This is a genomic window from Helicobacter baculiformis (genome assembly GCF_900197685.1).
Taxonomy (GTDB): domain Bacteria; phylum Campylobacterota; class Campylobacteria; order Campylobacterales; family Helicobacteraceae; genus Helicobacter; species Helicobacter baculiformis.
Genome location: NZ_FZMF01000002.1, coordinates 76,708 through 99,227 on the forward strand (window position 1 = coordinate 76,708; position 22,520 = coordinate 99,227).

The following is a 22,520-nucleotide window of genomic DNA, read 5'->3' on the forward strand; positions in this document are numbered from 1 at the left end:
TCCTATGCCATTAGTGTTTTTGCGACCATTTAGCATACAACCCTACGGAAAAACATGCCCATGCGATACCCATGAGAAAACCCCCCAGCACATCGGTAGGGTAATGTACCCCCAGATACACACGCGTATACATCATCAGCCAAATCCACAACAACAAAACGAGGCTTAAAGACCACTTAGCGCTGGTTTTTATAGAGCTTATGCACACGAGTGCGATCAATAAACCATAGAACAAGCTTGCTGCTAGGGCATGCCCGCTAGGGTAGCTAAAACCATGTGCGAGGGCTACCTCTCCATTAGTGCTAGGTCTAGGGCGTGCGATCCACATCTTAAACCCTTTGAGCGCGCTCTCACCTACAACAACGCTCAAGAAAAAACTCAGCCCTAACATCTTATTTTTGTAGACAAAGATATAAAACAGCCCCACAAGTGCAGCTAAAGTCAGAGTAAATTTAGACTTTGCAAAAAAAGTGATGAATTTAATTGCTTGCACATAGCCACTTTCTGCAACAGGGATAGGGTGGGTGCGCACCCACGAGATCACTGCTTTATCCAAATGCTGTACCCACTCTTGGTGGGTTTTGATGGAAAAAGTTTCCACGCACAGCAACACCAACAACACGCTTCCTAAAATCCATGCATAGTCGATCCATTTGCGTGTTGCAGGGGACAACACACCCGCATTACTGATCAAATGTTTGTAGGGACTCCCCATTATAGATTCTCCGCTTGTATTGTAAGCCCGTAATGCACGCAATCATAACCAAAAAATGATAAAAAGTAACTATAGAACGCGCAATAGCATACTTATCTAAACGGATTTTAGAATATAATAGCGTGCTAATCACTAGTAAGGAGGTTTCATGATAAACCAACCCCATGAAAATCATGCACAGGATGCTTCTAGACGCGAGTTTTTGAAATCTGTCGCCATCACTTCGGCTTTGGGTAGTGCGGGACTGCTTACCCCCCCAAGCCTAGCCGCTAAAGCCCAACAAGCCCAGGCGGACTGGAAATGGGATAAGGCAGTGTGCCGTTTCTGTGGCACGGGTTGTGGGATCATGGTTGCCACAAAAGACGATAAGATCGTTGCTACTAAAGGCGATCCACTTGCTCCTGTCAATCGCGGATTGAACTGCATCAAAGGCTACTTCAATGCCAAGATCATGTATGGCGCTGATCGCTTAGTACAACCACTTTTGAGAGTGAATGAGCAAGGGGAATTTGACAAAAAGGGCAAATTTAAACAAATCTCTTGGAAGCGCGCCTTTGATGAGATGGAGAAGCAATTTAAGAAGTATTACCAAGAGTTGGGCGTAAGTGGAGTTGGGGTTTTTGGGAGTGGGCAATACACAATCCAAGAGGGCTATGCGGCAAGCAAGTTGGTGAAAGCAGGCTTTAGAAGCAACAACATCGATCCCAACGCGCGCCACTGCATGGCTAGCGCGGTGGTAGGCTTTATACAAACCTTTGGTATTGATGAGCCTAGCGGGTGTTATGATGACATCGAAGCCACGGATACTATCATCACTTGGGGGGCGAACATGGCTGAAATGCACCCCATTTTGTGGTCTAGAGTGAGCGATCACAAATTGAGCAACCCTGATAAAGTCAAGGTCGTCAATCTCACCACATTCTCTAACCGTACCTCTAGTGTGGCGGATATGGAGATCATCTTCACTCCTAACACCGATCTAGCCATTTGGAACTATATTGCTAGGGAGATCGTTTATAGCCACCCTGAGGCGATCGATCAAGAGTTCATCAACAAACACATCGTGTTTGCCACCGGATATGCAGATATTGGCTATGGCATGCGCTCTGATCCCAGTCATCCCGGCTTTAAGCCCAGTGAAAAAGATACTCTAGAAAAGCAAAACGCCATCACTCTAGATGCGCAAGAGGCGACCGCGCTCAAACATCTAGGAGTCAAGGCCGGCGATGTGTTGCATATGACACACCAAAATGAACCGGGCAAGCATTGGGAAATCACCTTTGCACAATTCAAAGAAGCTCTAGAGCCCTACACTTTGGACTATGTCGCACAGGTGGCCAAGGGCGATGCCAACGAATCGATGGAAAGTTTCAAGCATAAACTGCAACAATTACTCAAACTTTACATTGAGAAAGATCGCAAGGTGGTGAGCTTTTGGACTATGGGGTTTAACCAACACACGCGAGGATCCTGGGCAAATGAGCAAGCCTACATGGTGCATTTCTTGCTAGGCAAACAGGCTAAACCGGGCTGTGGGGCGTTTTCTCTCACCGGGCAGCCTAGTGCTTGTGGCACAGCTAGAGAGGTGGGTACCTTTGCCCACCGCCTACCTGCAGATATGGTGGTTACCAACCCCGAGCATGTCAAAACCGCCGAAAAGCTTTGGCATGTACCCCATGGCACCATCAATCCCAAACCCGGCTATGATTTTCTAGCGATGATGCGCGCTCTAGAAGATGGCAAAGTCAAATTCATTTGGGTACAGGTCAACAACCCATGGCAGAACACCGCCAATGCCAACCACTGGATCAAAGCCGCTAGGGAGATGGATAACTTCATCGTGGTGAGCGATTGTTATCCGGGGATTAGCGCGAAAGTGGCGGATTTAATTCTGCCCAGCGCGATGATCTATGAGAAATGGGGGGCTTATGGAAATGCTGAGAGAAGATCACAGCATTGGAAACAGCAGGTTACCCCTGTGGGGCACGCGATGAGCGATACATGGCAGATTTTAGAATTTGCCAAACGCTTCAAGCTTAAAGAGGTTTGGAAAGCACAAAAGGTCGATGACAAACTCACCTTGCCAAACATCCTAGCTCAAGCGCGCAAAATGGGCTATAAGGAGAGCGACACGCTCTATGATGTGCTCTTTGCCAACAAATACGCCAGACGCTACAAAAGTAACGATCCCATTGCCAAAGGTGCGCCCAATTCAGAAGTGCATGGAGATAAGCGCCATGTGGCGGGCAGTGATGGCAAGCCCTTTAAGGGCTATGGCTTCTTTATCCAAAAGTACCTTTGGGAAGAATACCGCAAATTTGGAATCGGGCATGGGCATGACTTGGCGTATTTTGATGCGTACCACCACGCTAGAGGCTTAAGGTGGCCTGTGGTCAATGGCAAGGAAACCCGTTGGCGCTTCAACACGCAATATGATTATTACGCTAAAAAGGCAGCCCCAGATAGCGATTTTGCCTTCTATGGCAAGGCGATGAAAAAGCTCGTCAGTGGGGATCTCAAGGCCCCCACCGGCACCACCCCTAAAAGCTTAGAAAATAAAGCCAAGATTTTCTTTAGACCCTTTATGAAGGCTCCCGAGCGCCCCGATAAGGAGTACCCCTTCTGGTTAGCAACAGGGCGGGTTTTGGAGCACTGGCACAGCGGCACGATGACCATGCGCGTGCCCGAACTCTTTAGGGCTGTGCCGGAGGCTCTATGTTACATGCACGAGGATGATGGCAAGAAACTTGGAGTCAATCAGGGCGATGCGGTGTGGATCGAGTCGCGACGGGGCAAGGTAAAGGCTAGAGTCGATATGCGCGGGCGCAACACGCCTCCGGTTGGTTTGGTCTATGTACCATGGTTTGATGAGAATGTGTACATCAATAAGGTATGCTTAGATGCGACCTGTCCACTCTCCAAACAAACCGACTACAAGAAATGCGCCGTGAAGATCACTAAAGCCTAACCATGCAACGGCGCGCCTTCCTACAAAAGGCGATTGGGGGGGCGTGTTTGTGCGCGGGGGGTGGGTTATTCTTGGGGACTTTGCTCAAAGCCAAGCGCACCTACGCGCTCAGACCCCCGGGCGCAGAAGATGAGGCGCGTTTCTTGAGCGCGTGCGTGCGCTGTGGGCTGTGCGTGCGCGCTTGCCCCTATGACACCCTCAAACTAGCTAGCTTGTTAGACACTCCCAAAACCGGGACCCCCTTCTTTAACGCGCGCCAAGTTCCCTGTTATCTCTGTGCGGATATTCCCTGTATCCAAGCCTGCCCCACAGACGCGCTTGATCACCAACATCTCAAACCCGATCAAGGGATCACTTCGCTTAAGATGGGGATTGCGGTGGTGGATTCGCATTCTTGTGTGGCGTTTTGGGGGGTGCGTTGCGATGTGTGCTATCGCGTATGTCCCCTGATCGACAAGGCGATCAAATTGGAATTCAAGCACGATAGCCGCACTAACAAACACGCCTACATGTTGCCTGTCGTAGAACCGAGCGTGTGTGTGGGTTGTGGGCTGTGCGAGCGCGCTTGTATCACTAAAGAGCCCGCCATTCGGGTTTTGCCCAGCGCGTTTGTGAGCGGGCAGACTGATACCCACTACCTCAAAATGGGGAGCTCTGCTCCCCCCAACACCCCACCCCCTAAAACTCCCCATAAGGGTAACCCTATGGACTATCTCAATCAAGGCGATCTGTAATGCGCTACTTGCTTGCTAGGCGCGTGGTACAAGCAGGGATTTTAGCCCTTTTTGCATGGAGTGGGGCGCACGCCATTTTAAAAGGCAATCTGAGCGCGTCTATGCTCTTTGATCGTGTGCCTTTGAGCGACCCTTTTGCGGTGTTACAAGTGTATTTGGCGAGTTTGCAGATAAATTTAGAAGCCTTGCTAGGGGCGCTTTTTATTTTAGTGCTCTATGGCTTGTTCTTAGGGCGCGCTTTTTGTGCGTGGGTGTGCCCCATAAACCCCATTGTCGATAGCGCTGCTTGGGTGCGGCGTAAGCTAGGTCTTACACGGGTGTCTGTGTCTGTTCCCAAACACACCCGTTATATACTCTTAGCCCTGAGCTTGATTCTCTCTTTTGTGCTGTCTTTGCCCGCATTTGAGAGCGTGTCCTACATCGGCATTGTGCAACGGGGGATCATTTTTGGCACTAGCGCGTGGGTGGGGGTTGCGCTCTTGCTTTTTGGCATCGACACCTTTATAGGCGATAAGCTCATCTGTTCGCATTTATGCCCCCTAGGGGGCTTTTACGCCCTCAGTGGGCGTTATGCGCTCTTAAAGGTACAACACCATGCCATGCGTTGCACCAAGTGCGATCTCTGCTTAGAAGTGTGCCCAGAGGCGCAGGTATTGTGGATGGTGGGTTTGCAGAGCGCAGCGGTCAATTCCGGGGAGTGCACGCGTTGTGGACGTTGTATTGAAGTGTGCGAAGATGATGCATTAAACTTTAGTCTTTTAGATTTTAATTCTAAGAGGAATTTTGGTTAATACCATTAACTTTTTCTGCTATAATAAACACTGATGATCTATCATGATCTATCATGATCTATCATGATCTATCATGATCTATCATGATCTATCATGATCTATCATGATCTATCATGATCTATCATGATCTATCATGATCTATCATGATCTATCATGATCTATGCGATCATGATATCAATCTCTCAGGAGCATACCATGTTCTCCGGTCCCTACACGCGTTTCTTGGAGCGTCTTAACTCCGTTGTTGTTCAAGCAGAATGGAGGGAACTCAAAACCCTAGATGCTACTTGCGCCAAGTTGCAGGATTTGCGTGAGTTTCCCTGCGACGAGGCGCGCGCGTTGGTACATGTTTTTGTTTCCCTTATCCAAGCTCTCCGCACCAATTTGGAAGAACATGCCCATCTCTCTAGAGAATTGCAGGCACTCAGAGAAAGTTCTAAAACCCTAGATCAAGAGCGTTATGTCGCCCAAAACATGGCGGATGCGAGTCTGAACGGTTTGTGGTATATGCACTATCCGGCCAGTGGACAAGTAGATGGCAACACGCCTTTTATGTGGTCCAAGAAATTTCGTAAACTCCTAGACTTTGAGAGTGAAGAGGATTTCCCTAATGTCTTGTCTTCATGGGCAGACCGCTTACACCCTGATGATGCGCAACGCGTCTTTGCGCTCTTTAGCGCGTCCTTGGCAGATAGGACGGGGCAGACCGTCTATTCATGCAAATACCGCATTAAGAACAAAGCAGGCATTTATAGATACTTTGAGGCTAATGGAGACATTAAGCGTGATGTACATGGCAATCCGATTTTTATCGCCGGGTCTTTCCAAGATATTGACAATGAGATTCGCCATAAGCAGGAGCTAGATAATATTGTTGAGCGCTTTACGCTATCCCTTTCTCTCATTTCCGATCAACTCTTTGATATCCGCTTGCAGGATAGAGATCTACTCTCTCCTAACAATCCTTGTTGGTTTTCTCCTCACTTAGCTAAAAGCGTTCTGCACACCGACCAGCCTTCTTTACGTGTCTTGCTAGCATGTCTTTCTGCGGAAAGCAAACCGCTTTTCCTAGAGGCTTTGGAGAAACTCGCTCAGGAACTTGTTCAAAATAAGGCTATCAAGCCCATAGAGTTAGAAATCAGTATCAAGCCCCAAGGCGAGCAACATTACTATGCCTACAAATTTCAGGCCACAGCTATTCGGAAAGATGAGGAGGGCCGTAGCTCTGAGCGTATTGTGGGGGTGCTCTCTAATATTGATGCACAGAAAAAACAGGCGGAGTTCATCGCTAAAGAAGAGGAGTTTAACAACAAGGCTAAGGAAAGCTTGAGTAATATTGCCGAGATCATCACTAAGATTGATGGGATCGCTAAACAGACTAACTTGCTCGCGCTCAACGCGGCGATCGAAGCTGCACGCGCGGGCGAACATGGAAGAGGTTTTGCGGTGGTGGCTGATGAGGTGGGCAAGCTAGCAAGTAAAACCAGCGATGCGACCAATGAAATTGGAGCATTGCTTAGATCGGAGCACCCTTAGGACTTAGTGTCTCCGCAAGTGCGATTATCATCGCGCTTGGCTACACCCCTCAGATTTCCTAGCTTTAGCTTGCGAGTTGCGGACTTAGAACATCAGCGCGGTGTGCTTGTGAAGGAGCTTTCGCTAGGATTGATTCATTTTTTTTCGATAAACCATGCTATTATAGCCCAAAAAGGAAATAGTATGATGCGCTTGTTTAGTCTTTGCGCTCTGTTGATAGGGTGTTTGTTGCTTGGGGGTTGCAAGGATACAGCGCGATCTAGCAAGTCTGCACCAGTCCAAAATATAGGCACACAAGACCCCACCTTAGAGAGCCTAGAACACAAGCTTGACGATGCTAAAACCACTCAAAGACTGGATAATATTATCAATACGGAAAATGCTATCCAAGATGCCACTCAGCCCACTGGACCGATGTTTACACCCCAAAATAATAATGTTCTACAAAATTGGAACAACCACGAAGATAATTTGAGTTCGCCACTCAATCATAATTATTAGGGATAGGTATTTTCATACGTCTGCTGTGGATTTTGGGGGTTTTAGGGTTAGTGACTTCCTCTTTGTATGCTGCCAAGAGTCGTACTTTTTTGCTAAGTCAGTACCAAGTGGGGCAGATGCATTTTTACACCAAAAACTCCCAAGGGGATTTAATCAAAAATTACCGCCTTATTCAGGGCGCGAGTATTATTTTTGGCTATGAATACAACCCTCTAGATCGCTGGTTTTACACACGCTATTACGGCTTTTTGGATTATGGTTTTGTGATTTTGGATAAAAGCAGCAATGTGGAAACCAACATGTTCACCTATGGTGCTGGTGCGGACTTGGTGATAGAGTACCATAAAAACCCCCTGAATGTGTGGGGGCTTTTCTATGGCATGATGATAGCGGGCAATACATGGACCACTTCGCGTTACTCGCGGAATTTTCTCATTGAAAATTACCGATCTTTCACCAGCTTGCGTTTTAAAGACACTTTCTTTAGATTTTTTGGGCAAGTAGGGATACGATTCCAAACCATTATTCTTTACCATGATGTCTCGGTAGAAGTGGGGTTTAAATTCCCTTTCGACAATGAAATAGGCTCTAAATTTGTGCGTGATTATAGTGTTTTTGTCTCGCATACTTGGTATTTTTAGGCTACAATCTTCATAAAAAGGATCGACATGGCGATTGCATTATTTGGTGGACAAGGTGCTCAGCATGTGGGCATGGGTAAGGATTTTTGCACCCATTTTAGTTTAGCTAGAGAAATGTTCGAAGAGGCTAGTGAAGTCTTAAAAATAAACATGCAAACGCTGTTGTGGGAAGATAACGATCAGCTCAATCAGAGCCCTTATACCCAAAGCGCGCTTTTTTTAGTTTCTATGGTGGCTTTTAGAGTGTTTATCGCAGAGAGCGGATCATCTCCAATCAGTGTAGGACTAGGGCATTCTTTGGGGGAGATTAGCGCAAATGCAGCTAGTGGAGCGCTCAGTTTAGAAAAGGGGTTAAAACTCGTGTTTGAACGGGGGCGTTTGATGGAACGCGTGTGCGCGCAAAGCCCTAAAGAATTGGGCATGCTAGCGGTCTTGGGCGCGTCTAAAGAAACTATTTTAGATTTTTGCGCCCATTCTAGATCGCAAGGGCGCGTGTTGTATGCGGCTAATTTTAATGGCTCTCAAGTGGTGCTTGCAGGAGTTAAGCAAGATTTGAGCGCGTTGCAAGCTAAAGATTTAGGGGCTAAAAAATTAGTGCTACTGCCCATGAGCGTGGTAAGCCATTGTGAAATTCTAGTACCCATGCTGGAAGATTTTAGCGCACTTCTAGCGACGAGTTTAGAAGATAGCTACCATTTTAGCGTAGTTTCCAACGCGAACGCTCTGCTCTATAACTCTAAAGAGGAAGCGCTAAAGTGCCTAAGCGTACAGCTAATCCAACCGGTACTATATGATGCCTGCTTGCAACTATGTGAATCTAGCGCGTCCTATTACTTAGAATTTGGCACAAGCGTGCTTAAAAATCTTAATAAACGCCTCAGCTCCAAGCCCACCTTAAGCATCACAGACTCCGCAAGCTTGCAAGAATCCCTAGAATTCCTCGCGCGCACAAAAGAGTCAAAATAACCCCACGCCCTTGTTTTAGTTACTTCATGTAGCATGCAATCTATTTTAGTTTTGAAAATAGAAACTGCGTGCACTTCTTAATAACACTATTACAACTTTTTTGTTACTATATAGTAAACTATCTGTAAAAAGGTGTGTTTAAAATTCTCTACTCTAAATTTTAGGAGGCTTCGTGCAGCAGGGTTTGTGTGTTTCTAAGCAGGGTACTTCAAAAACTTCTCTGATGGTTGTAGCTAGCTCCTTGGCCTTTGTGACTGGCGCGCTTCAATCTTATGAATTCAAACTTGGGGGCTTTGCCGACCAATCCGCTTTCATCGGTTTTAACAACAGCAAAATTAACAGAGAAAAGGGAATTTACCCCACAGAGCGTTACGCCACCATCACCGGGTATTTAGGCTTAGACATGGACTTGCTGCCCAAAAATACAAAGGATCACAGTCTAAAGGCTAAAATCGGGGGCATCGTGGGGGGTGTGCTCTATGATGGCACGAAGTCTAAACAAGGGGGCTCGATCATCAGCGATATCTTTGGAGATTATAATGGTTTTATGGGGGGGTATAAATTCTTGTCAGATGATGAGAACTTTATAGTGTCAAATGGTGATAAGACTATCACGCGCAACTATACTTGGAGCGATATTTATATCGATTACCAATACAAGCAGTATTTTGGATTTAAGGGATGGCGTTATAAATCTAGTATGGCGTATCAAACTGGACATACACAAGGCTTTGAAGTGTATGGAGGTTTCAAAGATTTCCGCCTCACGTGGTTTAGTTCCTTTGGTCGGGCTTTCGCCACTGGTTCTTATATTAAGGATTGGTATGCCCCACGCACAACCTACTATGGCAATTATACGAAAAATGCTCAAGGGGGCTGGGATTCGCATGGCGCTCAGACATTTTTAGGCACCCATGCCCTGCAGGTTAACTACCAGCGGCATAAACTCTCGCTGGAAGGCTTCTTCTATTTTTCACCTAAGATTTATAATGCTCCGGGCTTTAAAGTCGCTTGGGATAGCAACCCCAACTTTACTAACCGGGGTTTCCGTTCTCAAACGAGCATTCTTGCATTTTTCCCCATTTATTATCCATGGATGGTGATTAATAGTAGCGGAGGGCATATTTATCAATATGGCCGCCCAGTAACCCAAAATGGCCAAAGCTTAGCGATCAAACAACGCTTTGATTTTAACGAATTTTACTTAGTAGGAACCTTCTTAAAGAATTTCAAAAATCCTAACTATAAAATTGGGAATATGGGTAACCCAGCTGGGGTAGAATTTGGTAGCGATAGTGCTTGGGTTGGGATCAAGGGACCTGCTATAACTGGAGATGCCGTAACAGGCAACATTGGTTACGGTGGATCACATTTCAAAGATAAATTCGTGTGGCAAATGCAATGGCAATGGACAAGCGCGCCTGTGGCTTATGCAGCGCGTGTGGGTGTGTTATTCCAGTATACCTTTAATAAAATCTTGAGTGCAACCGTGGATCTTAGCTATTATGGAATCCATACACGCAAAGGTTATCAGCCCGATATAAGTACACAGGCTTGTATAGCTGGGCAAAACACAAATCCAGAAAAACCAAGCGAGGGTTACATCATGACTTGTCAAGGAGGCTATCAAGATCGCAGTAGCTTAACAACAAGCTTAGTGGCTACTTTTTGAAACAGATTTAGGGTGTAACTTCTTAGCAAATCGAGCACACTAAGAAAAAAATAACTTCTCGCATGCTATGATCGCGCGGAGTTAGGGCATCAACTCTTAAAAAGGGGCCGCGGGTCCCGCAAAAAGCGGGCTTTTAAGCACCGAAAACCTCTAGTCTAGAATAGGGGAAGCATGCCAATCAAAGGTAAATGCAACTTAAGGCGCATGCCGGACATTTACCCCTCATCACACACAAGGGGCGGGCATTGAAAAAGATCGCTTTATTATCACGAAGCTTAGCAGCCTTGCTAGGGTTGTGGAGCGAGGTCGACGCGCTGGATTGGCGTAATTTAGAATCCTTTGCCAAGTTTAAGGCAGGGGCAGAATCATTTGCGAAAGTGGGTTTCAACAACAAACCCATCAACACCAAAAAAGGGCTTTACCCCACAGAAACTTTTATGACTGTCGTGGCGTATTTGCAACTAGATTTCCCCGAATTGCTTTCTAAAAGCGCTAATGCCGCCGGACACCATCTTTCAGGGAGCTTAGGGGGTATGGGCGGGGGACTCATCTATGATGGTACGCGCAATCTTATCGATCAGTCCACAGGACAGAAATACGGCGACATGGCTTGGAACTACTTTGGCTATTGGGGGGGGCTGGTGGCGCAAAAACCATGGGCGCAGTGCTGGTATGGACTTGGAGGGGGCTCGCAAGCGGATTATGCAGGCTTGAGCGCACAGCAGTTACAGGCTCTATCTGATTATACCGGCAATGTCAATTTCCCCGTTTCTAAGAACATCACTTGGCTGAATGGGAAGGACGCTTCTAATTGTGTTCAAGGTTATGCTGATCATAGTAGGGATTATGTGATCTATAACGCTTACATCGATTATTCCTATAAGGATATTTTCCGCTTCAGGGGTGGGCGTTATGAATCCCCTGCAGACTACATGAGTGGTTACACGCAAGGGTTTGACATGACCTTTAAGGTGAAGAACTTCAAGTTTTGGTGGTTTAGCTCTTTTGGACGGGGCTTTGCCTACAACGAATGGCTTTATAATTTTTACTCACCTAAAACCTATACTCTAGCCAATGGCAAGAAAATCAACCCCGGGGTGCATGCTTTCTATGTTACATGGGAGTATAAGGGCTTTAGCATTGTACCTTTCTTCTATTTTTCTCCCGACAACGAGTACGATCCCAACTTCACTTTACTTTATGACAGCAAGCCCGACTTTAAGGGGTTGGGCTGGCGTTCACAAACGGATATCACGGTCTTAAACCCCTTTTACGCTAAGCGCTTTTGGGATACTTACCAATTTGGTATGCTTTCTAAAAAGAATGCGCATAGCTTGATGATTAAGCAACGCTTTGACTACAATAACTATAACTTTGGGGGCGGGATTTATAAGAGTTTTGGCAACGCTAACTGGATGATTGGCTATCACGGGAACCGCTTAGGCTTTGACTTTTGGACCAATAGCGTTTATGCAAACACGCTTAATTCACTCTCTTACATGATGGATGCCGATGCCTTTACGGGGTTTCTCTTCGGGGGGGGTGTGCATGGGCGATTTTTATGGGGTTGTTTAGGGCGGCTAACTTATGGACCTAGAGCAAACGAACAAGTTTTCTCTTTCAACTTAGGCTATGAATTTTCCAAACATTTTTATGCAGATATTAAAGTGGAGTATTACAATATCAATATGCATCATGGGTATAAGGTGGGCTGGAATGGTCCCTATCTGCCCCTCCAAGCTGCGACAGATCAGGACAGAAGCCATATCTTTACGGAAATTAAGGTAAAACTGTAGTAGGTTTGCATGCGCAAAGTTGCGTGCGCTCTGCTTTCTGTGTGTGCGCTAGGTTGGGCACTTCTGCGAGGCTTTGATTATAAGCTGAGCGGTGTAGCCGAGTCGGTTTCTAAAGTAGGCTTTAATAATTCTCCTATCAATTCCAACAAGGGCGTTTATCCTACAGAAAGTTTTGTGGCGATGACTATAAAAGCCCAAGCAGATGCGACTTTGTTTAACAAAAATAAGCATAAAATTAGTAGTGGTGTTGGGGGGGCTTTGGGATCACTAGCTTATGATAGCACGCGCTACCTTGTCGATCAAAGCACGGGTAAAATTTACGGCTCTAAGGTTTTTTATTACATGGGCAGGTGGTGGGGCTACTTGGGCAATGCGCCATGGAAGGTATCCAATGTGCAATCCGATCAGCACACCCGCCCCTATGTTCTTTACAACGCCTATTTGCGTTATGATTATGCAAAAACGCTTACGATCATCGTAGGTAGGTATTTAGCAAAAACAACTTTTATGAGCGGGTATACAGAAGGCTTTGAAGTTTCTTACCACTTTTTGAAGAATTTTCGCCTCAGATGGTTTAGCTCTTTTGGGCGTGCGCTGGCGGTAGGGGAATTTATCCGCGATTGGTATGCCCCCATTACCACCACCACTAAAGACGGCAAGCCCATTAATCTGGGCATTCATGCTATTGGACTTGATTACACCACCGCGCATTTTGGTTTTTCTCCTTTGTTATATTTTTCCCCTAATACCTACATCACACCGGGGTTTAAATTCCACTACAATAGTAACCCTAAATTTGAAGGAGTGGGGTTTAAATCTCTGACGGAGGTTGTTGTGATCTTCCCCACTTATAGCCACCATCTTTATGACACCTATTACAGGGGTAGCCCTTTGGGATCTTGGGGGGCAAGTCTGTATTTTAACCAGCGTTTTGATTATAACCAATTCAACTTTGGAGGTGGGTATTTTCAAAACATTGGTAACGCTAGCGCTAAGATTACATGGTATGGAGGACCTATTGGGATCGATTACCGGGATAATAGCGTTTATGGAGGATTGCTAGATAATATGATTTCACCCGATGCGATCACGGGTTTTATCTTCGGAGGTGGGGTGTATAAAAGATTTTATTGGGGTCTACTGGGGAAGCTCACCTACTCACCTAGAGCCGATGAACAAACCGCTTCCTTTAACTTAGGAATTCGGTGGAATGAATATGTTACTAGCGATGTGCGTATCGTCTACCATGAGGTGAGCACACACCGGGGTTATAAAGTGGGCTATAATGGACCCTACGATCCTACTAACCCTGATTTTGCGCCCAACACCCAAGATAGAAGCTTCCTAATGACTTCTCTCAAGGCGCAGTTCTAATAAATGTATCGTTTTGTAATATTTAAAAGATATAATGTCTAGTATATGACTTGGTTTTTCATTCAAAAAAAGCACTCTATGGTAGGAATCATGAATAAGGAGTTTTTATGTCAGAGCACCGATTTAAGGGTGTGCGTGTTTGTTCTAGTCGCCTAATTGGCATGTTGGGTTTTGTGGGGGTGTCTTGGCTCTATGCTTTTGATTACAGCTTTAGCGGGCAAGTAGATACGTTTTCTAAGATTGGGTTTAACCATTCTCATATCAATACTAAATTTGGCATTTTTCCTACAGAAAGTTTTGTCGATGTGGCGGGTACTGCCCAAATTAGGGTGGGCTTGCTGCCTAAGCATACCACCGATCACAAACTTAATTTCCATCTCGGGGGCGAGATGGCAGGGGTACCTTATGACTCTACGAAGTATTTAGTGGATCAGGCTAACGGTAAGGTCTTTGGTTCTGATGTCTATAACTTCATCGGGGGATGGCATGGCTACTTCTTCAATAAGTATTTTGGACCCGATTATGCAGGGCATGCTCAATCAGGAGCATGGCATGCGCGCCCCTATATTTTAGACACCGCTTACATAGACTACCAGTATAAAGATATTTTTGGGATAAAACTAGGGCGCTATGCAGCCAACATCGATCTGATGAGCGGATCTAACCAAGGTTTTGAGTTTTATTACCGCCCTATCAGAAATCTCAAGCTATGGTGGTGGAGCTCCTTTGGGCGGGGCTTGGCGTTTAACTCTTGGATTTATCAATTCTACGCTGTTGTCCCCTATTTACAAAAAAATGGGCAATACATCAACTACGGTTGGCATGGGATCAGCGCCACTTACGATTACGATAAGTTGAGCGCGGAGTTTTATTATTACTTCGCCCCTAAAACCTACAACGCTCCGGGATTCAAACTCGTTTACGACACTAATAAGAATTTTCAACAAGTGGGCTTTCGCTCCCAAACCTTGCTAATGGTAACCGTGCCTATTTATAATTCTGGTTGGTATAATCCTAAAACAGGGCTTTATAGCATTTGGGACGAAGCCCAACACGGCTCACGACTTGGCAAGTATGGCGTAACTCTCAATATCCGTCAGATTTTCCGCTGGAATAAGTTTACTTATATTTTGGGGCTCTACAACACCTTTGGCAATTCCGATGGCTTGATCGGTAGCCACACCATGCCCATGGGGAACAACACTTCCTATGTCAATGACATTTATGGGATTGTTGCTTATGACTTTTGGGATAATACCGGGTATGATGGTTTATCCGATGCGCTGGCTAATGCCAACACCACAACTATTTATGGCTCTGTGGGGAGTGTGTATAAAAAATTTGCATGGCATATTTTTGGGCGGGTGAGCAATGCCAATAAAGACCCGCAAGGACATCGAGGGCGGGCTAATGAATATTCTGCGGCTCTAAGCTTGGATTACGCGTTCACACCCTCAATACTTCTTCACTTTAAGATCGAGTATTATGGAGTGCAAATCCATCAGGGCTATCAGGTGGGCTACTTTGGACTGCCTCAGTTCACAAACCCAGATTTTAGAGCAAATTACCAAGATAGAAGCCACTTGATGACCAATATCACCTTAAAATTCTAACGATGAAAGTATGAATAAAAAACTTAAAATAACATTCTTGACGACAACAAAAAAGAGAGAAACTAGGGTTTTTTTAAGAAAAAAAATACTAAAATGCGCGCACGAGAGCGCGTGTTTTTGGAGAGCCAGCTCAATTTTAAGTCAAAGAAGGGAGCACAATATGAAGAAGGCAACAAAGAAGCAGACAGACGAGGCAGGGGGGCTGACTCGATCAGCCTTTAGTAGGTTCTTCCCCGCCTTGCTCGCCTCGTCTTCCTTGGGGCTGTGCGGTTTGGACGCGATAACTTACGAGGTCCATGGCGATCTCATCAACTTCTCTAAGGTGGGTTTTAATAACTCCCCCATTAACCCCGTTAAAGGGCTTTACCCTACGGGAACCTTTGTGGAACTAACTGGTAAGCTAGAGAGCACCATGCATTTAGGCAAGGGTTGGAGTGTGAGTGTGGGCGGAGCGCTAGGGGGTATGCCCTATGATGGCACGCGTTATGATACCTATTCTAAAAGTGTGGAAGCGGATGCGAAAGCCTATATTCTGCCTGATGGGAAGTCTTTATGGGATCAGTGGCAAGCTGACAAAGATAAGTGTAGCACTTTAGGAGGGCAGTTCTGTTCGTCCATTATTACAGGTGGACCTTATGCTAACGCCTACTCTCCAGGAGGGGTGGCTGACCCTAGGGGGATTGGCTATATGTTTATGGGGGAGTGGAACGGGCTGTTTCCTAACTACTACCCTGCCTATGCCTATTCACCCGGACAATCACGGCGTTATGAGATCTACAAGGCGAATATCCAGTATAAAAGCGATAAGGTGTGGATGATCTTAGGGCGTTACGACACAACCCAAGTTAAGGACATTGATTGGTTCTATCAGCTCACACAGGGCTTTTACGGGCTGTTCAAGCTGCACCCTAAAGTGGAACTTCAGATTTTCAGCTCCTGGGGTCGTGGTATCGCTGATGGGCAATGGATGTTCCCTATCTACCGCGAGAAGCCTTGGGGGGAGCACAAGGTAGGGTTAATTTACCAAGTTAACAAGCATTTTTCTATCCACCCCCATGTGTGGTTTTCCCCTCAGGTGTTCACCGCTCCTGAGATCAAGCTCTACTATGACACTAACCCCGATTTTGACGGGCGTGGGTTTAGGGCTCAGACTACCTTCTATGGCATGTATGTCTACCAGTGGAAGAACGACTATGTTCCGGGTATCGGACATGTTGGGCGTTACGGGCTAGCCCGTTATAACACTTGGGATACTTGGAATCTCTATGGGAGTTACTGGGCAAGAAATGGCTTGCAAGGCCCCGGAGGGGCAACCTTGCTTTTCAAACAACGCTTTGATATTAACAACTATAACACTTCTTTTGGGATTTACTGGAACATCGGTAACCCCAACCCTAACATCGGGACCTATGGTAACCCAGTGGCGATCGATGGGGTCGAACAATGGACCGGCAGTATCTATGGCTTAGGGTTTGCAAGTATCAACAACATCACCGCCGCCGACGCTGTAACCGCATATTGGAAAGGCGGTGGTGTTTATGGGAAGTTCAACTGGGAGCTTGCAGAGCGTTATACCAACTCCCCACGCGCCAAAGAACAGGCTTTAGCGTTGTATCTGAATTATCAATTTGGCAAGCATGTCAATGTGGGGCTTAAGCTTGAGTGGTTCTTATCTACCATCAATCCGGGCTACAACCCCGGCGTAGGCTTCCTAAGCAAATACGGGCAACCTTTCAACATGAACACCGGGCTTTTCTCTTCTAGCTCTTTTGCCCAAAACTACGCGAATGTAGGTGGGATCAAACACGCCGTTACCCAAGATCGTAGCCACTTGATGACTCACATCAGCTACAGCTTCTAAAAAAATGCTAATTCCCGCACCCAAGCGGGGCGGAATTTAGCTATAATCGCCTCATTTGATCGTAAAAATAGATTAAGGGCAATCCATCAGACGCAAGACACTCATTTTATTAGGACTCATGCTAGTACTTGTTAGGCATGTTGTCGCGTTCGATCTCAGTCTAACGGGCAAGCTGAGCACCTATACCAAGATTGGTTTTAATAACCAAAAATACGACCCAGCACACTTGATCTACCCCACAGGAAGTTATACTTCTTTGCTCGCGGAAATGAATATGAGTGTGAACATTTATAAGGGTCTGCGCGCAGAAGTGGGAGCAATGATGGCGGGTCTACCCTATGACTCGACAGCTTATCAGGGAAATAACATTCCCCCGGGGCAACCCGGAGGACCCGGAGATTACTATAAACACGACGGGGGAATATTTTGGGAATACATTGGCTGGTATGCAGGACATAGCGGTTTACATGTGCAAAAGCCCCGTTATGCGATGGTGCACAATGCCTATTTAAGCTATGACTACAAAGGAATTTTTGGGATCAAGGGCGGGCGTTATGAGCTCTCTGACTATGATTGGTTTACCTCTTTTAGTCAGGGTGTAGAGGCTTATGTTAAATATAAAGACACCAAGTTACGCGTACTCTACTCCGATGCGCGTGCTTCTGCCTCGAGCGACTGGTTTTGGCCCTATGGGCGTTACTACACTAGCGGCAAACCTCTCATGATTGCCGAGTTGCGCTATCAAAAAAAAGGGTGGAAAGTTAATCCCTACTTTTATTCTATCTTTGGGCGTATGAATGCTCCCGGAATCAACATTACTTACGACACCAACCCTAATTTTAGAGATAAGGGCTTTAGATGGGTGGGTACTTTTGTGGGACTCTTCCCCTTTTTTCCCCCTTCAGGGCGTGGTCCTGATATTATTCTTTTCCAACAAGAAACTATTGGAAAGGACGCGCAGACCCTTTTTTTCCGCTCCCGTTTTTACTATAATAAATGGAGCTTTGGGGGAAGCATCTATAAAAATATCGGTAACGCTAATGGTGATATTGGGATTTATGGCGACCCTCTAGGTTACAATATTTGGACCAATAGTATTTACGATGCTGAGATTAACAACATCGTTGGCAAAGACGCGATCAATGGGTTTTTATATTTTGGATCGCACTATCGGGGGTTCACTTGGAAAATTCTAGGGCGGCTTACCGCTTCCCCGCGTGCCAATGAGCAAAGTGTGGCGCTGTTTTTGAACTATTTTTGGAGCAAATACAACCTAGAATTCGATCTTAAACTGGAATATTATAACAACATCACCAAAAAGGGCTATTGTATCGGCTATTGTAGCTCATGGGGTGCGTTCCCCCTGCCCCACAATGTGGATTCCGATCGCAGCCATTTGATGTTCACTCTCACCTATGGGTTTCAAATCTTATAAGAAATTCTACAGAAAGCGTTGATAAAACAACACTTCTACGCTCTCTTTGACCTCTAACACGCCCGGTTTGATAAGCGCTAAGGCGTTGCACGCCCCTAGTGCGTCAATAGCGCCTGAGCCATAACGATTGTGGCGATAGGGCGTAAATACCCCTTGTTTGACATGCCCTAAAACAAGATGCAGGCGTTGTCCCTTAAAAAATAAAGGTTCGCTTAAAGGTACACGCAATATCTCATCTTGTCCACAAGCACCGGCAAGTTTTTCTAACATGGGTAACACTAAGGTTAGGCAAGTGAGCATACAGCTCACCGGATTGCCGGGCATGCCAAAGACAAAAGTAGGGCGCACAGAAGAAGTAAAACTAGCCAGCATGATGGGTTTACCCGGCTTGAGATTAACCCCGTGGTAATGGATAATTGCGCCCTGTTGCAATAGGGCATCTTTGAAATAATCCCTATCCCCCACACTCACCCCAGCACTGCTCACCACCACATCATAATCCCCCCATGTCTGCATAGCTTGGCATTGACTTTCCAAATTATCCCCAAGCCTACCTATATGTACTATATGATGTCCATAGCTTTTTAAAAGAGAGGCAAGCATGGGGGCATTGCTATCATAAATTTGATGTTCCTGTGCTTGTGTGCCCAAAGCAACCACCTCATCTCCGCTACTAAAAATGGCGATCTTAAGCTGTTTAAAAACTTGAACGCGTGCAATCCCTTGTGAAGCGAGTAGGGCAATTGTGCCTGCATGGATTCTTGTGCCCATATGGGCAATAAGCTCATCCTGATGAATATCTTCGCCCATAAAGCGGATATTAGCCCCTTGCTTAAATGTTTTGGCGGGGGCTTGAGCTTGCTTATGGTTAAAAAAATCCATCTCTTCAAAGGGCACAACAATTTCTGCTCCCTTAGGCACTAACGCTCCCGTCATAATTTTGGCACATGCACCCGTAGGAATCTGTATTCCTTTCACATTCTGCCCAGCATAGATAGTTTGCACAATTTCTAAAGGTCTGCCCACATCTTCCAAGCGCAAAGCGAAGCCGTCCATTGCAGAGTTAGTTGCTTTGGGCAGAGGCTCACGCGCCACCACACTTTGGGATAAAATCCGCCCCATCGCATCCTCTAGAGCGATTTCCTCTACAGCAGGCGTGTGTTTGATAAGTTCTAAGCTCAGCGCGAGCGCCTGATCATACTCCATCAAGGGGATTTTCATTGTGATCCTTTAAAATAATTTAGAAAGCAATTGGAAAGCATCTAGCAAATGATCTTTAAAGCGATGCATCATCGCCCCTAAGACCATGATCAGCCCAATAAATGCGATGGCAATCTTTAAGGGGAAACCAATCGCTAGTAAGTTGAACTGCGGGTGGGTTTTCATAATCATGCCAAAGACAATATCACTTAGCATAATGAGCGCAAGAATGGGGAAAGCCATACTAAAACCAATACTGAAGAGATAAGCAAATGCCTTTACGCTTGCCTTAACAACATCAGGGGCTAGGCTAAAACTGCCTAAGGGCACTCTTTCTAAACTATGTTGCACCCAAAGAATGATGAAATGGTGCATAGAAGTTTGGAGCATGATCAAGATTGCCAACAATAAAACCACTTGCCCCACGATTGCTTTTTGCGCGCCCGAGATAGGATCGTAAGCGCTTGCCATCGTCAAGCCCATCGAAAAGCTGATCGTATCGGTAGCAAAGGCTAGTGTGCTAAATACCAAATGTAAGAAAAATGAGGCACATAATCCTAGCAAGAGTTCAGAAAGCAAGGCGATCAAAAAATCTTGAGAATCGAGGTTTAAGGGGGCGTGGGGGATTGTGGGGTAAAAGACAAGGGTTAAGAAAAAGCTTAATGCGCCCCTAAGGGATACGGGCACTAGATTATTGTCAAAAAAAGGGAAAAATGCCATCACACCAGCCAAACGCACGAAAAGTAACCAAAATCCCGTAATATTCTGACTTTGCATCCATACGAGCCAATCTAGCATGGGCGCATTATAGCGTAAGGACGCTAAGAAAGAATAAGGCTTAGGTGCGTAGTGTCTGTAATGCGTGGGTGGGATTGTCATGGCTGAAGAGATAATTGCCCACCACAAGCATATTGACTCCACAAGCACGCAACAAAGGGGCATTATGCGCATTAACTCCCCCATCCACTTCAAGGACACCTTGATAGTGGGGAAAGCGCGCTCTAAACGCCTTTACTTTATCCAACACAAAAGGTAAGAAACTCTGCCCTCCAAAACCCGGATTGACACTCATGAGCAAAACTAAATCCAAATCTTGCACAATATAATCCAAGCCACATAGAGGCGTGGAGGGGTTTAAACTAATACCTGCCTTGATTCCTAAGCTTTTTATGTGGTGCACGCTTCTGTGCAAATGGGGAGTGTTTTCTAAATGCAAGGTGATAAAAGCGGGTTGTAAGTCTTTGTAAAGATCGATGAAGAAAAGGGGATTTTCTACCATCAAATGGACATCTAGGGGGGTCTTAAAATATTGATGTAAATTTTTCAGAACACAAGGTCCAAAGGTTAGATTAGGTACAAAGTGCCCGTCCATCACATCGATATGGAAAAAATCCACACCTGCTACACGATCCAAGCTCGTTTTGAGATTCATAAAATCCGCGCTGAGGAGACTTGCGGCGATTTGCATCTAGATCCTTAAAGCTGGTGGATTCTGTAGGACTTGAACCTACGACCAATCGGTTATGAGCCGAGTGCTCTAACCAGCTGAGCTAAGAATCCCTTTTTTCTAGACGGGCGATTATAACCAAAACTAAATTTAAATGCAAGTAGATTTTCAAAGATACCAAAGAGAGCGATAAATGTGATAAAACTACTTCCCCCATAGCTAAATAGAGGTAAGGGCAAACCCACTACAGGGGCCAGCCCTAAAGTCATGGCAATGTTCACACTCGTATAAACAAAAATCAAAATCGCGATCCCAACGACAATAGCCTGTAAAAAATGATCTGTGGGATTATTTTTAAAATAGGCTAAAAAGTGCATGACAAAAACCATATAAAAACTCAAGAGCAACAACGCTCCCAAAAATCCAAAGCGCTCCACAAAATAGGCAAAAATAAAATCACTCGTCGCGATGGGTAAAAACTTCAACTTAGCCTGAGTTGATTCCTCTTTGGATTTACCCAAAAAACCCCCCGAACCGATGGCGATGATGGATTGACGGACATGGTAATTGGGTTTCTCGGCAATAAAGTCATGGATACGCTTTTTTTGGTAATCATGTAAAGAACTATAAATAAGGGGAGAGGCGATGGCAAAGACCAAGCCCAAAGTGATCCAAATTTTGGGGTGTACGCCCACCAAGAAAAGCACGCCAAAACCCATGATGAGGATCACTAGGGCTGTGCCCAAATCGGGCTGTTTTAAAATAAGAATAGCAGGGAGCACGATATAGAAACTCAGCTTGCCAAAAATTTTCCAACCATAACCCCCATTGGGTACAGGATTGATGCGGATTAGATGCGCTAGTAAGAGCAAAATAGCGATTTTAACGGGCTCGCTAGGTTGGAAAGAAATAGACAAAATGGGAATGCTCAGCCAACGTTGTGCGCCTAATTTACTTGTGCCCGCCACATTGACTAGAACCAATAAGAAAATGCAAAACCAGTAAATGATATAGAAACTACGATCCAATCTCCTAAAGGGAACAAGGAGCATGCCCCAAAAAACCACGAAGGCAACTATGAAATATAGCCCTTGCTTAAAACTTAAAGTGGCGTTGGCTTCATGGATGAGAAAGGCAGACAATCCCATCAGCGGGAACAAGAAAAAGAACAACAAAAAATCAAAGTGCGTGAGTACACGCCGATCCAGTATGGGTTGCATAACGCTAGCATAGCACAAAAGATTAAAACTGGCAAACTAGGATCTAGCTA

Annotated in this window: 17 protein-coding genes, 1 tRNA gene and 2 pseudogenes; 14 read left to right on the forward strand and 6 right to left on the reverse strand. The window is 45.6% G+C overall.

The genetic code is table 11. The features are described 5' to 3' along the window. Positions 1–10 precede the first annotated feature (10 nt). Positions 11–715, reverse strand: a complete 705-nt coding sequence (locus C6G87_RS00580; RefSeq protein WP_104751607.1) for a phosphatase PAP2 family protein — start codon at positions 713–715, stop codon at positions 11–13. Positions 716–863: 148 nt separating this feature from the next. Here C6G87_RS00580 and napA point away from each other — a divergent pair, with 148 nt between their 5' ends. The 14 genes and pseudogenes from napA to C6G87_RS00645 all read left to right on the forward strand — a co-directional run bounded on the left by napA (position 864) and on the right by C6G87_RS00645 (position 18,603). Beyond that, on the forward strand, positions 864–3,683 hold the full coding sequence (gene napA / locus C6G87_RS00585) for a periplasmic nitrate reductase subunit alpha (RefSeq protein ID WP_104751608.1): 2,820 nt from the start codon (positions 864–866) through the stop codon (positions 3,681–3,683). A 2-nt stretch (positions 3,684–3,685) separates the two neighbouring features. Then, positions 3,686–4,417 carry a ferredoxin-type protein NapG gene (gene napG, locus C6G87_RS00590; RefSeq protein WP_104751609.1) on the forward strand — a complete coding sequence of 244 codons (732 nt, stop codon included), beginning with the start codon at positions 3,686–3,688 and terminating at the stop codon, positions 4,415–4,417. Then, on the forward strand, positions 4,417–5,208 hold the full coding sequence (gene napH / locus C6G87_RS00595; RefSeq protein WP_104751610.1) for a quinol dehydrogenase ferredoxin subunit NapH: 792 nt from the start codon (positions 4,417–4,419) through the stop codon (positions 5,206–5,208). Before napG ends, napH begins: the two co-directional genes overlap by 1 nt. Positions 5,209–5,760: 552 nt before the next feature. After that, positions 5,761–6,015, forward strand: a pseudogene (locus C6G87_RS08680) (PAS domain-containing protein); the annotation flags it as partial. A gap of 63 nt (positions 6,016–6,078) precedes the next feature. Next, positions 6,079–6,732: pseudogene (locus C6G87_RS09090) on the forward strand (methyl-accepting chemotaxis protein); the annotation flags it as partial. A gap of 195 nt (positions 6,733–6,927) precedes the next feature. Further along, positions 6,928–7,245: a hypothetical protein gene (locus tag C6G87_RS00605; RefSeq protein ID WP_104751662.1), complete on the forward strand. Its 318-nt coding sequence runs from the start codon at positions 6,928–6,930 to the stop codon at positions 7,243–7,245. A gap of 50 nt (positions 7,246–7,295) precedes the next feature. Then, positions 7,296–7,886: an outer membrane protein gene (locus C6G87_RS00610; protein ID WP_233708932.1), complete on the forward strand. Its 591-nt coding sequence runs from the start codon at positions 7,296–7,298 to the stop codon at positions 7,884–7,886. Between the two features lie 27 nt (positions 7,887–7,913). Beyond that, the gene (locus C6G87_RS00615) at positions 7,914–8,852 is read left to right on the forward strand and encodes an ACP S-malonyltransferase (protein ID WP_104751613.1); all 939 of its coding nucleotides are present in this window, start codon (positions 7,914–7,916) and stop codon (positions 8,850–8,852) included. A gap of 223 nt (positions 8,853–9,075) precedes the next feature. Continuing rightward, positions 9,076–10,524: an outer membrane family protein gene (locus tag C6G87_RS00620; protein WP_104751663.1), complete on the forward strand. Its 1,449-nt coding sequence runs from the start codon at positions 9,076–9,078 to the stop codon at positions 10,522–10,524. A gap of 188 nt (positions 10,525–10,712) precedes the next feature. Next, a complete protein-coding gene (locus tag C6G87_RS00625; RefSeq protein ID WP_199767584.1) occupies positions 10,713–12,320 on the forward strand; it encodes an outer membrane family protein in 1,608 nt (535 codons plus the stop codon). Between the two features lie 9 nt (positions 12,321–12,329). Next, positions 12,330–13,694: an outer membrane family protein gene (locus tag C6G87_RS00630; protein ID WP_104751614.1), complete on the forward strand. Its 1,365-nt coding sequence runs from the start codon at positions 12,330–12,332 to the stop codon at positions 13,692–13,694. A gap of 161 nt (positions 13,695–13,855) precedes the next feature. Beyond that, positions 13,856–15,307, forward strand: a complete 1,452-nt coding sequence (locus tag C6G87_RS00635) for an outer membrane family protein (RefSeq protein ID WP_104751665.1) — start codon at positions 13,856–13,858, stop codon at positions 15,305–15,307. Positions 15,308–15,545: 238 nt separating this feature from the next. Then, complete coding sequence (locus tag C6G87_RS00640; RefSeq protein ID WP_382262650.1) at positions 15,546–17,168, forward strand: outer membrane family protein; 1,623 nt, start codon at positions 15,546–15,548, stop codon at positions 17,166–17,168. A gap of 118 nt (positions 17,169–17,286) precedes the next feature. After that, a complete protein-coding gene (locus C6G87_RS00645) occupies positions 17,287–18,603 on the forward strand; it encodes an outer membrane family protein (protein ID WP_104751616.1) in 1,317 nt (438 codons plus the stop codon). Between the two features lie 6 nt (positions 18,604–18,609). Here the strand turns inward: C6G87_RS00645 and C6G87_RS00650 are convergent, their stop codons facing one another. From C6G87_RS00650 to C6G87_RS00670, 5 genes are all read right to left on the reverse strand, one after another. Next, positions 18,610–19,824: a molybdopterin molybdotransferase MoeA gene (locus tag C6G87_RS00650; protein ID WP_199767585.1), complete on the reverse strand. Its 1,215-nt coding sequence runs from the start codon at positions 19,822–19,824 to the stop codon at positions 18,610–18,612. Between the two features lie 9 nt (positions 19,825–19,833). After that, complete coding sequence (fliR, locus tag C6G87_RS00655; protein WP_104751617.1) at positions 19,834–20,601, reverse strand: flagellar biosynthetic protein FliR; 768 nt, start codon at positions 20,599–20,601, stop codon at positions 19,834–19,836. Between the two features lie 40 nt (positions 20,602–20,641). Further along, a complete protein-coding gene (gene rpe / locus C6G87_RS00660) occupies positions 20,642–21,271 on the reverse strand; it encodes a ribulose-phosphate 3-epimerase (RefSeq protein ID WP_104751618.1) in 630 nt (209 codons plus the stop codon). A 15-nt stretch (positions 21,272–21,286) separates the two neighbouring features. Then, positions 21,287–21,363, reverse strand: a tRNA-Ile gene (locus tag C6G87_RS00665). Further along, positions 21,325–22,470: an FtsW/RodA/SpoVE family cell cycle protein gene (locus C6G87_RS00670; protein ID WP_104751667.1), complete on the reverse strand. Its 1,146-nt coding sequence runs from the start codon at positions 22,468–22,470 to the stop codon at positions 21,325–21,327. Before C6G87_RS00670 ends, C6G87_RS00665 begins: the two co-directional genes overlap by 39 nt. Between the last annotated feature and the right edge of the window lie 50 nt (positions 22,471–22,520).